The organism is Acrocarpospora sp. B8E8, assembly GCF_039871605.1.
Taxonomy (GTDB): Bacteria; Actinomycetota; Actinomycetes; order Streptosporangiales; family Streptosporangiaceae; genus Acrocarpospora; species Acrocarpospora macrocephala.
The window spans coordinates 38,063-51,525 of the sequence record NZ_JBDPLV010000029.1; the positions used below are offsets into that span (position 1 = coordinate 38,063).

At 69.9% G+C, this 13,463-nt stretch carries 11 protein-coding genes; 8 read left to right on the top strand and 3 right to left on the bottom strand.

Annotation, left to right across the window (positions count from 1 at the left end; all coding sequences use genetic code 11):
* Position 1 precedes the first annotated feature (1 nt).
* The 8 genes from ABGB08_RS26455 to ABGB08_RS26490 all read left to right on the top strand — a co-directional run bounded on the left by ABGB08_RS26455 (position 2) and on the right by ABGB08_RS26490 (position 10,107).
* Positions 2-1,495 carry a sugar ABC transporter ATP-binding protein gene (locus ABGB08_RS26455; RefSeq protein WP_347594796.1) on the top strand — a complete coding sequence of 498 codons (1,494 nt, stop codon included), beginning with the start codon at positions 2-4 and terminating at the stop codon, positions 1,493-1,495.
* An 8-nt stretch (positions 1,496-1,503) separates the two neighbouring features.
* Positions 1,504-2,514 (top strand): ABC transporter permease, encoded by a 1,011-nt coding sequence (locus tag ABGB08_RS26460; protein WP_347594798.1) that lies wholly within the window; start codon positions 1,504-1,506, stop codon positions 2,512-2,514.
* On the top strand, positions 2,511-3,566 hold the full coding sequence (locus tag ABGB08_RS26465) for a zinc-binding dehydrogenase (protein ID WP_347594800.1): 1,056 nt from the start codon (positions 2,511-2,513) through the stop codon (positions 3,564-3,566). Before ABGB08_RS26460 ends, ABGB08_RS26465 begins: the two co-directional genes overlap by 4 nt.
* Entirely contained in the window at positions 3,566-4,507 is a 942-nt protein-coding gene (locus ABGB08_RS26470) for a DUF4380 domain-containing protein (protein ID WP_347594802.1), read from the top strand. Before ABGB08_RS26465 ends, ABGB08_RS26470 begins: the two co-directional genes overlap by 1 nt.
* 178 nt (positions 4,508-4,685) lie before the next feature.
* Positions 4,686-5,741, top strand: a complete 1,056-nt coding sequence (locus ABGB08_RS26475) for a Dyp-type peroxidase (protein WP_347594804.1) — start codon at positions 4,686-4,688, stop codon at positions 5,739-5,741.
* Positions 5,741-6,562 carry a family 1 encapsulin nanocompartment shell protein gene (locus tag ABGB08_RS26480; RefSeq protein ID WP_347594806.1) on the top strand — a complete coding sequence of 274 codons (822 nt, stop codon included), beginning with the start codon at positions 5,741-5,743 and terminating at the stop codon, positions 6,560-6,562. The genes ABGB08_RS26475 and ABGB08_RS26480 overlap by 1 nt, the downstream gene beginning before the upstream one ends.
* A 63-nt stretch (positions 6,563-6,625) precedes the next feature.
* Positions 6,626-9,538 (top strand): AAA family ATPase, encoded by a 2,913-nt coding sequence (locus ABGB08_RS26485; protein WP_347594808.1) that lies wholly within the window; start codon positions 6,626-6,628, stop codon positions 9,536-9,538.
* Positions 9,539-9,624: 86 nt separating this feature from the next.
* On the top strand, positions 9,625-10,107 hold the full coding sequence (locus ABGB08_RS26490; protein WP_347594810.1) for a quercetin 2,3-dioxygenase: 483 nt from the start codon (positions 9,625-9,627) through the stop codon (positions 10,105-10,107).
* Between the two features lie 341 nt (positions 10,108-10,448).
* Here ABGB08_RS26490 and ABGB08_RS26495 read toward each other — a convergent pair whose 3' ends face one another.
* The 3 genes from ABGB08_RS26495 to ABGB08_RS26505 form a co-directional block, all read right to left on the bottom strand.
* On the bottom strand, positions 10,449-12,161 hold the full coding sequence (locus tag ABGB08_RS26495; RefSeq protein ID WP_347594812.1) for a tetratricopeptide repeat protein: 1,713 nt from the start codon (positions 12,159-12,161) through the stop codon (positions 10,449-10,451).
* Entirely contained in the window at positions 12,158-13,057 is a 900-nt protein-coding gene (locus ABGB08_RS26500) for an SIR2 family protein (protein ID WP_347594814.1), read from the bottom strand. Before ABGB08_RS26500 ends, ABGB08_RS26495 begins: the two co-directional genes overlap by 4 nt.
* A gap of 149 nt (positions 13,058-13,206) precedes the next feature.
* A complete protein-coding gene (locus tag ABGB08_RS26505; protein WP_347594816.1) occupies positions 13,207-13,356 on the bottom strand; it encodes a hypothetical protein in 150 nt (49 codons plus the stop codon).
* Between the last annotated feature and the right edge of the window lie 107 nt (positions 13,357-13,463).

A 13,463-nucleotide genomic window follows, 5' to 3' on the forward strand; every position in this document is an offset into this window, starting at 1 on the left:
CATGTCCCACACCGACGTCGTCGCGGAGGTGCGTGCCGGCACCAAGCGCTACCCCGGTGTCACCGCTCTCAGTGACGTCGACTTCACGGTGCGACGCGGCGAGGTCCGCGCGCTGCTGGGCAAGAACGGCGCCGGCAAGTCCACCCTGATCAAGGTCCTCTCCGGCGCCGAGCACCTCGACTCCGGCGAGGCGTTCGTCCGGGGGAGGCCGCTGGCGGGCCTCGGGACGCGGGACGTGGCCGGCCTGGGGGTCGCGACGGTTTACCAGGAACTGAGCCTGGTGCCGGACATGACCGTCGCGGAGAACCTGTTCCTGGGGGCCTGGCCCCGGTCCCGCGGCGCGATCGACCTGCGCCGGATGCGCGCCGAGGCGAAGGCGGCGATGGCACGCATCGGCGTCCACCTCGACGTCGACAGCCCCGTCGACTCCCTTGGCTCCGCCGGACAGCAACTCGTGGAGATCGCCCGCGCCGTCAGCCAGCGGCCCGCCCTGCTCATCCTCGACGAGCCGACCAGCTCCCTCGCCGCCGCCGAGGTCCGGCAGGTGATCGACGCGGTACGGCACGTCGCGGAGCAGGGGGTCGCGGTCATCTACGTCAGCCACCGGATGGACGAGATCCGGCAGGTGGCCGACACCGCCACGGTCGTCCGCGACGGCAGGATCGTGGAGACGTTGCCGGTGGGCACCGCCTCCACCCAGGAGATCGTCACGATGATGCTCGGCACGGCGCCCGACGCCATGGCGCCCCGGGCCAGACGCCCCAGCGCGGAGCGGCCGGTGCTGTCCGCGCGCGGCCTGGTCAGCGAGAAGCTGCACGGCCTTGACCTCGACGTCCGCCCCGGGGAGATCCTCGGCATCGCCGGGGTGCTCGGCTCCGGCCGTACCGAGGCGCTGCGCGCGCTGGTGGGCCTGGACCGCCCGGACGCCGGTGAGATCCGCCTTCGCGGCGAGGCCGTACGGCCGGGCGCGTTCGCCGCCATGCTCCGCAGGGGCCTGGGCATCACGCCGGAGAACCGGCGGCGCCAGGGGATCGTGCCGCTGCTGGGGGTCGATGAGAACATCGTCATCAGCGACCTGCGGCGGGTGAGCCGCTCCGGCGTGCTGGACCGCCGCGCGGTACGGCGGGCCGCCCAGACGCTCATCGACCGCCTGGCGATCAAGACGGCCCGCCCCGGCACGCCGATCGGCACGCTCAGCGGAGGCAACCAGCAGAAGGCCGTCCTCGCCCGGTGGCTGCACGCGGGCAGCGACGTCCTGCTGCTCGACGAGCCCACCCGCGGCGTCGACGTGGAGGCCAAACGCCAGATCTACCACCAGATGCGCGAGCTGGCGGACGACGGGCGCGCGGTGGTCTTCGTCTCCAGCGAGGTGGAGGAACTGGCCGACATCTGTGATCGCATCATCGTCCTGCGCGGTGGACGCGCCGTGGCCGAGCTCAGCGGCGACGAGATCGAGCTCAACCGCGTCCTGGCCCTGGCGATCGCTGAGGAATGAGAGAGAACATGAGCACGACCACGCCCACGGGCCCGCCCGTGGCCAGCACGCACGCCCGCGCCGGTGGCCGGCTGGGACGCAACACCCAACGGCTCAACGAGATCGGGCTCATCGGGGCCATCGTGGTGCTCTTCGTGGTGCTGGCCGCCACGGCGCCGGGCTTCCTGACCGTGACGAACCAGCTGGCCATCCTGCGCGACGCCGCGACGATCGGCGTCGTGGCGTGGGCGATGACCCTCGTCATCGTGGCCGGCGAGATCGACATCAGCATCGGCCCGGCCGTGGCGTTCTCCTCGGTCCTGCTGGCCAAGGCCACCGGGGAGTGGCAGGTCCCGTTCGCCCTCGCGGTCCTGCTCTGCCTCGCCGTGGGCCTGCTCCTCGGGGCCGGCGCCGGCTTCCTGCGGGCACGCTGGGGCATCCCGTCCTTCGTGGCGACCCTCGGCCTGTGGAGCGGCCTGCGCGGGCTGGCGCAGTACATGACCGACGGGCTGCCGGTCCCGCTGGAGCCCAACGGGTTCCTGGACGTGCTGGCCGGCAGCATCGCCGGGATCCCCACTCCCGCCATCATCATGGCGGTCCTGTTCGGCGTGTTCCTTTTCGTGGCGAACCGTACGGCCTACGGCCGCTCGGTCTTCGCCGTCGGCGGCAACGCCGAGGCCGCCCGCCTGGCGGGGATCTCCGTCGCCCGGATCCGGGTGATCCTGTTCGCCACCACCGGACTGCTCGCCGCGGTGAGCGGTCTGCTGCTGGCCGCGCGCCTGGGGTCCGGCAACGGCGGGGCGTCGGTCGGCCTCGAGTTCGACGTGATCGCCGCGGTGGTGATCGGCGGCACCTCCCTCGCCGGCGGCAAGGGATCCCTGCTCGGCACCCTGCTGGGCGTCGCCTTCATCACCTTCATCGGCAACGGCCTCGTCCTGCTCGGGGTCAACGCCTTCTTTCAGGACGTGGTTCGCGGCGTCATCATCGTCGGCGCCGTTCTGATCAACGTGCTGCTCTCCCACCGAAAGGGAGCCCCATGACCACCATGCAAGGCGTCTTCCTGCCCGGCGACTTCACCGCCGTCCTGCGCGAGGTGGCGGTGCCCACGCCCGGCCCGGGCCAGCTGCTCGTGCGGGTCGGCGCGTCCGGCATCTGCGGCAGCGACCTCTCCTATATCTATCGGGGCCACAAGACCCACGCCGGGCAGGAGGGCGCCGCATACAAGGGGGTCGTCGCCGGGCACGAGCCCAGCGGGCAGGTCGTCGAGACAGGGCCGGGTTGCCGGCGTTTCGGGGTGGGCGACCGGGTCATCGTGTACCATATCGTCGGCTGCGGCCGGTGCTCGAACTGCCGGCGCGGATACATGATCAGCTGCGGCGACCCGGATCGCAGGTCCGCGTACGGCTGGCAGCGCGACGGCGGCCACGCCGAGTACATCCTGGTCGAGGAGAGCACGGCCGTGCCCCTGCCGGACGAACTGTCCTACGTGGACGGCGCCCTGATCGCGTGCGGGTTCGGCACCGCGTACGAGGGGCTGCTGCGCACCGGGGCCGGCGGCCGCGACGACCTGCTCGTGGTCGGCCTCGGGCCGGTCGGGCTGGCGGCGGCCATGATCGCCCGGGGCCTGGGGGCGACCCGGGTGCTCGGCGTCGAGCGCTCGCCCGAGCGCGCCGCGCACGCCCGATCCCTCGGACTGTTCGACGAGGTCCTGATCGCCGGCGACGAGGTCGCCGAAGCTGTGGACGAGGCGACAGCGGGCCGCGGCTGCTCGGTGACCATGGACTGCTCAGGCTCGGCGGCCGGCCGCGCCGTCGCGATCCGGGGCGCGGCGGAGTGGGGCCGGGTCTCCCTGGTGGGGGAGGGCGGCCGGCTCGAGACGGAGGTCTCCGACCTGCTGCTGCACCGCCAGCTCACCCTGTACGCCTCCTGGGTCACCTCGCTGCAGTCCATGGAGGAGCTCGCCCATCGTCTGGTGCGCTGGGGCGCAGGACCGGAGCGGCTGGTGACCGACATCCTGCCGCTGGAGAAGGCCGACGAGGCGTACCGCCTGGCCGACTCCGGGCGGACCGGCAAGGTCTGCCTGGTCCCCTGATGGCGAACCAGGACACCGAGCCGCTGGTCCGCCTCACCGGCCCGTGGGGGGAGGCGGTCTTCCTGCCGGGACGCGGCGGGCGGATGATCTCCCTGCGCGCCGCGGGCCGGGAGTGGCTGTGGCGGAATCCGGACCTGCTCGACGCGTCCTGCGCGCTCACCCCCGCCGCGCGGCGGCTGCCGGCCCCGACCGGTTTCGGCAGCTGGGCGAACTGGGGCGGAGACAAGACGTGGCCCGCCCCCCAGGGCTGGTCGTCGGCCCAGGAGTGGGCGGGGCCGCCCGACCCGGTGCTGGACGCCGGCGCCTACACCGTGCTGGAGCAGGATGACCGGCGGGTACGGATGCGCAGCGCCGACGATCCCCGCACCGGGCTGGCCATCAGCCGCACCATCACCTCGGCCGGCTCCACCCTCGTGGTCGACAGCGAACTGGAGAACGTCACCGATCACCCGGTGCGGTGGGCGGCCTGGACGGTGACACAGTTCGAGACGGAGTCGTTCCGGGAGCACGACGATCGCCGGTCCGGGCTCTGGATCGGGCTGACCGAGCGGCACCGGGCGCCGGTGACGTTGTTCGCCCCCGACGGCGCGCCGACCCTGGAACGGGTCTCTCCCTCCGCCGGCCGGGTGCCGGTGCGCGACGTGGTCGGGAAGATCGGCATCGGCGGCACGGCCGGCTGGCTGGCCCTGGTGGCCCCCGGCGGGGCCACCCTGACCCAGCGCTTCGACGTGCGGCCCGGCGCCTCCTACCCCGACGCGGGCTCCGAGATCGCCGTGTGGATGCAGTACCCGAAGGAGGAGGACCTGGAGGGGTTGGAGGGTCTGCGCCCAACCGCCCGGCTTGTCGAGGCCGAAACCATGTCGCCCTTGACCCGCCTCGCCCCCGGCGAGGTCCTGCACCACCGAGTGACGTGGTCCGTGACGGACACCGTGACCGTGTAGGGGGTCATGCGCCAGTGGCCAGGGCCTGCGGCTGGTCCAGCGCGTGATCGATGACCATGGGGACAGCCGTGACCGTGTCCATGCCGTACGCGCCCTGGGAGGACTCGCGTAGGCGGTGAGCGAGTGGGTATGGCGAGGGTGACTACGGGTGCATGCGGGATCGGTGGGGTGAACGGCGATGGCGGAGCCGGGGCGGGAGGTGTACCCGCAGGCGGTGCTGAGCCCGCTGACGAGGGCGGCGCTCTTTCTCGTGGTGACGATCGATCCAGGAGGTGAGTCCCGCGTGCGGGCCTTGCTCTCCGAGTTGTCGGGTTTGCAGAGGGCTGTCGGTTTCCGCGCCCAGGAGGGCAGGCTGAGCTGCGTCACCGGGATCGGTTCCCAGGCCTGGGATCGGTTGTTCGCCGGGCCGCGCCCCGCCGAGCTGCACCCGTTCCGCGAACTGGCCGGCCCTGTCCACCATGCGGTGGCCACACCAGGTGACCTGCTGTTTCACATCCGGGCACAGCGGGCGGACCTGACCTTCGCGCTGGGGGCGGAGATCATGGATCGGGTGCGGGACGCGGTGACGGTCCGCGATGAGGTGTCCGGTTTCAAGTATTTCGACGTACGAGACCTGCTGGGCTTCGTCGATGGTACGGAGAATCCGGTCGGCCCGGCGGCCGGCGCCGCTGTCCTGATCGGCGCGGAGGACCCGCTCTTTGCCGGCGGGAGTTATGTGATCGTGCAGAAGTATGTGCACGATCTGCAGGCGTGGAACGCCCTGCCGGTCGAAGCCCAGGAGATGGTGATCGGCCGCAGGAAGTTGTCGGACGTCGAGCTGGACGACACCGTCAAACCGCCCGACTCCCACGTCGCGCTGACCACCATCGTCGATCCCGACGGCACCGAGCACCAGATCCTGCGGGACAACATGCCCTTCGGTTCCGTGGGGCGCGGTGAGTTCGGGACGTACTTCATCGGCTATGCCCGTACTCCGGCGGTCACCGAACGGATGCTGGAGCGGATGTTCCTCGGCGATCCACCGGCCAGACATGACCGGATCCTGGATTTTTCCGTCCCCATGACCGGCACTCTGTTCTTCGTCCCGAGTGCCGACTTCCTCGACGACCTGCCCGACCCGCCCGCCATCGCGGCCGCGCGGCCGGTCGACGCCGCGACGCGCGCGCCATCCGAGCCTGACAGGCGGATGCCGAAATCCCTGGGGATCGGGGATCTCAAAGGGAGCGAATTCTGATGGACAACCTGCATCGGGAACTGGCGCCGATCTCCGCGGTCGCCTGGGCCGACCTGGAGAACGAGGCGGGGCGGACATTTCGGCGCCATGTGGCCGGCCGTCGCATCGTCGATGTCGCCGGCCCGGCAGGGGTTCTGCTGTCGGCGGTCGGCACCGGGCACCTGCAGGCCCTTCATCCTCACTCGGAGGGCCTCATCGCCCATGCCCGCCGCTCCCAGCCGATCATCGAACTGCGCGTGCCCTTCACCGTCGACCGGCAGCAGGTCGATGACGTCGAACGCGGCGCGAAGGACGCGGACTGGCAGCCGGTCAAGGACGCCGCCCGCCAGATCGCCTTCGCCGAAGACCGCGCGATCTTCGAAGGGTACGCCGAGGCCGGCATCACCGGCATTCGCGCCGCCTCCGCCAACCCGGCCATCGCACTCCCGCCACACGTGCGCGACTATCCCACCGCCATCGGCCAAGCCGTGACCGCGTTGCGCTTGGCCGGCGTCAACGGCCCGTACACGCTGGCCCTCGGCGCCGACGCCTACACCGCCGTCAGCGAGGCCGCCGACCAGGGTTACCCGATCAAGGACCACATCACCGAACTCGTGGACGGCGAGCCCATCTGGGCACCCGCCATCGACGGCGCCTTCCTGCTGTCCACCCGCGGCGGCGACTTCGAACTGCACATCGGCCAGGACGTCTCGATCGGCTACCTCGCACACGACACCACGAACATCCAGCTGTACTTCCAGGAGACTCTGACCTTCCTGGTCTACGCCGGCGAGGCCGCGGTGGCGCTGTCGGCACCGGCCGATGCCAGCGGCCCGGCTTGACGCGCGGATCAACCTGGCCCCGATCGCTTAATCCGTCGAATGCACGTCACGTATCGTCCAAACATGGCCGTACGCTTCTGCCCGGTCCTGGTCGGCCGGGAGCATGAGCTGGCCGACCTGCGTGCCGCCCTGGCTGACGCCCGAGCCGGTACGGCCGCGACGCGGATCATCGTAGGCGTCGCCGGGGTCGGCAAATCGCGTCTGGTGGCCGAGCTGGCGGCGGAGGCTGCGGCGGCCGGTATGGCGACCCTGACGGGAAGGGCCGTCCAGAGTGGGAGGCGGGAGGCGTTCCGGCCCGTCGCCGAGGTGTTGATGGCGGTGCTCCGAACCACGAATCCGGCCGATCTCGCCCATCTGCGTCCGTTTCGATCGGCGATTGGCCGGTTGGTGCCGGACTGGGCGGAGGACAAGCCGGCGCCGGAGTTTTCGCTGGTCGTGCTGGCCGAGGGCGTGCTGCGGATGCTGGCTGCCGCCGCCGGGCAGCGCGGCGCCCTGCTCGTCGTCGAAGACGTGCATTGGAGCGACCCGGAGACTCTAACGGTGCTGGAGTACCTGGCGGACAATCTTCGCTCCGAACGCGTTCTCTGCGTGGCGACCATGCGACCCGACCCCGACACGGAGGCGTACGCGGTGGCCAGGCGACTCGCGGCCCGGCGTTCGGCGGCGTACGTCGAGGTGGTGCCCCTGTCCGCTCCGGTCGTTCGGCGAATGGCGCGGTTATGCCTGGACATCGAGGAGCTGCCTGCGGCGCTCGAACCGCTGGTGCTGGCGCGCGCCGAGGGCCTTCCGCTGCTGGTCGAGGACCTGCTGGCGACCGCGTACGAAAGCGGGGTGCTGCGGCGATCGGACGGGACCTGGACGTTGGCGGACGAGGCCGCGCGGGTCATCCCACGCGATTTCGCCGACACCGTACGCAAGCGCGTCGCCCTGCTCGGCGATTCGGCCGGAATTCTCCTCCAGGCGGGTGCCGCTCTCGGCACCGCCTTCGACTGGCGCATCGCCGCCGAGGCGACCGCGATCTCGGCACCGACGGCGCTCGCGGAGTTCCGCCGAGCCGTCGACGTGGGCCTGCTGCGTGTCGACGAGGGCGAAGGAGGGCCGTCCTTCGGCTTCCATCATGCGCTGACGCGCGACGCGGTCTGGTCGATGCTGCTCGCGCACGAACGTCTGCGGCTGTCGGCCGCCGCCCTGGAGGCGGTGCAGGCACGCCATCCCGGCCTGCCGGGACAGTGGTGCGACCTGGCCGCGTTGCTGAGCGAACGCGCAGGACAGGCGGGACACGCGGCGAGTCTGCTGCTGCTGTCGGGCCAGCGCGCGCTGGCGCGTGGCGCGCTCGCGACCGCCGAACAGGTGCTGGAACGCGCCCAATCGCTCGCCGCCGACCTGTCTCTGCGCACGGCGGTTGGGGAAACCCTGACCGAGGTCCTCTCGCTGGCGGGCACCACAGATCGCGCGTTCGCCACCGGAAGCGCACTCCTGGCGGAACTCGCCGAACTGCCGGAAACATCGGAGGCGCAGCTGAGGGTGCATCTGTGCCTGGCCAGAACCGCGATCGGCGCGACACGCTGGGCCGACGCGGGCCACCACCTGCGCCGGGCCCGGGATCTGGCGAAAACGCGCCCCGACACGGCCCTCGCGGCACGGATCGACGTCCTGGCCGCCCAGGTCGCCATGGGCGTGGAACGGCTTGAGGATGCCACGGCTCTCGCCCGCTCGGCCCGGGCGACCGCCACTCCGGAAGTGGCCTGCGAAGCGCTGATCATCCTGGGCCGACGGGCGCGCTTAGCCGATCTGGCCGCTGCGGGCCGGTTCTTCACCGAGGCGTACGAGCTCGCCGACCGCCACGCCCTGCCCTACTGGTCCATCCAGGCGATGCACGAGCTGGGCACCGTGGAGGCGTTGTCGACGGGCAGGTTGGATCGGCTGCGGCAGGCACACGACATGGCGCTGGCCTCCGGCGCGCTGGCCACCGCCGCCATTCTCGATCTTCAACTGGCCGGCGCACACCACGTACGGTTCGAGCCGCTCCAGGGACTGGAGGCCGCGATGCGGGCCGCCGAGGGCGCTCGCCGTTTCCGGCTGGGCCACGCCCTGCCCGTCGCCCTCGTCCAGGCGGCCGGATGCCACGCGCTCGCTGCGCGCCGTACGGACATGGAGGCGGCGCTGAGCCAGGCGGAATCGATCGCCTCCGGCGATAGCGTGGTGGAGGCGCTGGCCTGGGGGCACTGCCGTGGCCTTCTCGACCTGCTCCAGGAGGATCGCGCCGCCGCCATGCGGGCTCTGGACAAGGCCATGGGGTTCATCCGGCACGCGTCCGGGGGGCCGCCCGGGATCTTCCGTGGCCTGTGGGCTCTCGTCCGTACGCTCCAGGACCCACGGCACGCGAGCGCCGCCCAGCAGGAGGTGCGCGATTCGGGCGTCACGACGCTGCCGATGAACGCCGCAATGGTGGCGTACGCCAACGCGATTCTGCTGGGGCATACCGGCGACACCGCGGGAGCCACGTCTGCCTTCGACGCCGCGGACTCGACCATGACCTCATGGGAGGGTCACGACGGCCTTTGGCATCTCGTCCGGCGCCTGGTGGCGGAGGCCGCGCTGCGCGACGGATGGGGACAGCCCGCGATGTGGCTGCGACAGGCCGCGACATACTTCGCCGGCACCCCGCACCAGCCCGTCACGTCGGCATGCCATTCGCTCCTGCGCGCCGCGGGACAGCCGGTACCCCGCCTCGCCCGCGGCGAGATCCCCGTCGAGCTGCGCGCGAGAGGCGTCACCGGCAGGGAGACCGATGTTCTCGCGCTGCTGGGCTCGCGCCTGTCCAACAAGGAGATCGCGGACCGCCTGGTCCTGTCCCCGCGGACCATCGAAAAGCACGTGGAACGCCTGCTCGCCAAGACGGGCCTGCCCGACCGCCTGGCCCTGGCCGGCCTGGCCATGCGCCTGCGTCTCACGGGCAGGACGCCGGATACGTAGCGACGTACGTATCGATCCCCGATGTCTCCCGTACGTCGGCCGCGGCACGGTGGACGCGACGAGAACACCAACACGAGGAGAACATCGTGCAGCTCACTCAGCAGCCGTTCATCCTGTCCTCCGGGGAAGGCAGGGCCATCTGGCACCTGGGCGCCCTTATGAACTTCAAGGCCGTGGGCGAGGACACCGGCGGCGCGTTCTGGCTGGCGGAGGTATCGGCGGCCATTGGCGGGGGACCCCCCATGCATGTACACGCCCACGAAGACGAACTGTGGTATGTACTCGACGGCGAGGTCAGCTTCTTCGTCGGCGACCAGGTCACCACGGTCGGGCCCGGCGCGGTGGTCTACGGCCCGCGCAACGTCGCCCACACCTTCAAGGTGAACTCGCTGACCGCGCGCTTCCTCGGCATGGCCACCCCGGCCGGCTTCGAACATTTCTTCCTGGAAACCGGGCGTCCTGCCGAAACCCTGACCCTCCCCCCTTTCCCGAACGAAACTCCGGACATTGCCGCTCTCTCCGAACACCTGGCCCAGTACGGCACCCAAATCATCGGACCGCCCCGCTAGGAGGTCCCTTCTCGGTGGGGCGACCGGGTGCAGGCGGTGATCGCCGCATACGCGGCGGGCCTGGTCGCGGGACCGACTGACTCGCGACAGCCCGTGCCAAGGGCGGGCTCACGCTCAGGCGGTCGCCTACGGCGCAGGTAGGTAGGTACTAGGCTAGGCCTGCTACTGGCCGCCTTGGCTCAATCGGCAAAGCTTCCATCGTGCGGGCAGAAAGCCTGGGTTGGATCCCCCAAGGCGGCTCGATGTCGCTGGCTCTCGCTTCGGCGATCTCCCGGCGCGCCCTGCCGGGCTCGCCTACCAGGGCCAGGGCATGGCGCATCCGGCTCTTACCCATGACTCCCTTATCGGCCGGCGGCGGCCGAAGTCACTCGGCGCTTCTTCTGGCGGCCCAGGTCGAGCAGGATCTCGGCCCGTGCCCGGAGAGCGGGAAGGGAGTTCCCGTCGTGGTTGAGGACGTCGTTGAGAACGTCGAGGGCCGCCTGCGGGTGCCCGCAGTGCCACAGGGCCCAGGCCAGTTCGGTGCGGATGCTGGCATCGTCGGGGGAGCGCTGCACGGCCGAGACCAGCTCTGGAATCGCCAGCCGGCTTTCGCCGCGGGCCCGGTGGGATCTTCCGATGGCGGCTAGCAGGCGGCCGACCGCTTCGGTCTGTCCATCGAGCTCGAATAGCGCCGACGCCCGGCGGTAGTGGTCGATGGCGGCGTCGTAGCGAGCATCGGCGAAGGCGACGTTGCCGAGGAACGACTCGATCTCCGCTCGGAGCCGGGAGGAGACGGAGAGCGCGAGTGCCTTCTCGCCCTCGCGGCGAGCGCGGGCGAAGCCGCCCTCACGGAGCGCGTGCTGTGCGGAGTGCAGATGTTCTTCCGGGGTCCGCTCGGACAACGTGACGCCGGGCGCACCGTCGTCCTCCCGGATCAGATGGATCAGGCTCTCCTGCGACAGCTCGTACTGGGGGACCGCGCCTTCGGCGAGGCCCTCGCGCGGTGTCAGGATGTGACGGTCGATCAGGGCGGCGATCACCTCGTTGGGCATGCCCGCCGTGTGGGTGTCGCCGCGCTGGACCGAGGTTCGGGTGGAGTCGGCCACGAAGTTCGAGCGGAGCCAGGCGCGCAGTCCGACCGCGTCGCCGTCGAGGTGGTCGCGGGCGGCCTCGGCGATCATTCCGTCGACGAACGACTCCAGCGAACGGCGGACGTTGGCGTACTCGATGATGTGCTCGACCGTGATGTGGGTGACGTCTGGCGGGAGCGAGTACCACAGGTGGGCGCAGACCACCTGGAGCTGGACCGGCTCGATCACCTTCGACTCGGGTGCGTCCTCCCGGACGCCGCTGAGGTCCTGGAGCAGCCGCTGGGCTGCCTCATCAGCATAGGAATAGCCCGTTCCGGTCAGCGGACCGACGATGGCCCGATGGGCGGCGGCGGATTCGAGCGGGCCCAGCGCGAAGCGTCCCTTGAACATATCGTGGAGGCGTTCGTTCCGGAGGATCATGTTGACCTGATCGTCTCTGATCGAGATCAGCACCCGCAGGTCGAGATCCCGACGGAGGACCTCCACCAACTGGTCGATGAACCACTCCCGGTAGGGCGCGTGCCGCCCGCTCCCGAGGAACAGGTCTTCGGCCTGGTCGATCGCCGCCAGGCGAAACACCGGGTCTCCGTAGGGATCCTGCCGGGACGGGCGGTTTCTGAAGAACTGGCTCAGCGTCAGGCCCGCCAGCCGGGTCGGGCTGTCTTCGGGAGACCACGACGACAACAGCGCGAACACGTGGGGGTTGTGCTCGGGCAGCGCGGCCGAAGGGAACAGGGAGCTGTAGGACAATCGCCCCAGGGGGAGGACGTCGTTCTGCGACGGGTCGAGCAGCGGCAGAATGCCCGCGTTGAGTAGTGATGTCTTCCCGGCGCCTGAGGGACCGTACAGAACGGTCAACTGGTTGGAGCGCCATAGGTCGCAGACCTCGTAGGCCTCACGTTCGCGGCCGAAGAACTTGCCGCTGTCCTGCCGCCGAAAAGCCCGCAGGCCCACGTATGGTTCGAGACGATCCCGGCCGGTCACGGCGTGGCCCCCATCCGGTTGCGTAGTTCCGTGAAGAACTCCTTGGTGCCGCCCCAGAACACGGAGATCTGCCATTCGCGATAATACCAGGCCAGGAGCAATTCCAGATCCCTGACCGTCCATCCGGAGGTGCCGCGGGTGGGGGAGAGTTGAATGCTCACGTGACGGCGTCGGCTGATCCCCGGAATTGACCTGCCCATCTCTTGGAACAGTGCCCGGAACGACCAGTCCTGGAGGCTGTAACCGACGAACAACAACGGGCGAGTCGTCAGCGCGGCGAGGATCGACGGAGGAAACATGCGACTGTTGCCGGTGGTGCGCTCGATCACGAGATTCCGCAGGAACACCATGTAATCGTCCTCGGCCAGGACGAAGGTGGCCGGGTCGCGCATCGCTCCGTGCAGGTGGTAGACCAATGGGCTCGCCGGAGCGGGGTTCCAACCCGCGGTATCCCCGAACAGCGGGTCCGGGGTGATGGTCTCGCTCCACGGGCACACGGCTGCTCTGGCCGTCTTCCTACGTGCCGCCAGCGCCTGGACGATGAAGTCGTCGTAGTTGGTGGTCAGGTAGACGGGCAGGTCGAAGGAGGCCAGCATCGCGTGCGGTTCGTTCTCGTCCTTGAAGTCGGGGACGGGGTCGTCCTTCATGAGTTCGTCCCGGACGAGATATTTAACGTGATCGAGATCGCCGTATTTCATCGCCGCGTACTGCGCCACGCGGGGCAGTTCGGTGGAATCGGGGCCGGGATAGTCGTATTTCTCCGCGAGTCTCTCACTGAGCTCACGACCGGACGGGAGCACGCTCAGCGAGGCGCCGGCGCCGACGAAAGGGGTGCAGTGGCCGCTCCTCAACTGGTAGACGAGCCGCTCCCAATCCTCCTCGACCATTTCGCCCATGCATGGCTCCACCTCTTCGACCCGACATCCGGTATCGACTGTAGAGCCGGATATGCCGGAGTGGCCGAAGAATTTTCCCCCCAATCTTCGGTTTGATGGTCGAGAGGGTGTGCAGCGTCATCGGTTCGCGACCCTCCCGCCGTTGTCGGTCAGATGAAGTTCTGGAACCCGGAACTCGTCGTGGTGGGCTGTTCGACGAAGTATTCCAGCAGCCCACGCAGGGTCGCGTAGGGAAGGTCGTCAATCGAGTTCAGAAGTGCTTGCTCGTTCCCCGGAGAATGCCGCTCAGCATCGATCATGTAAGCCCTCGCCTTCAGTGACAGTCCATAATGGGAATTACGGTTGGCCGCGTCAGCGGCCCGGGTGCCATTGACGAATGTTACTGTCTATATGAGTTTTGAACAGG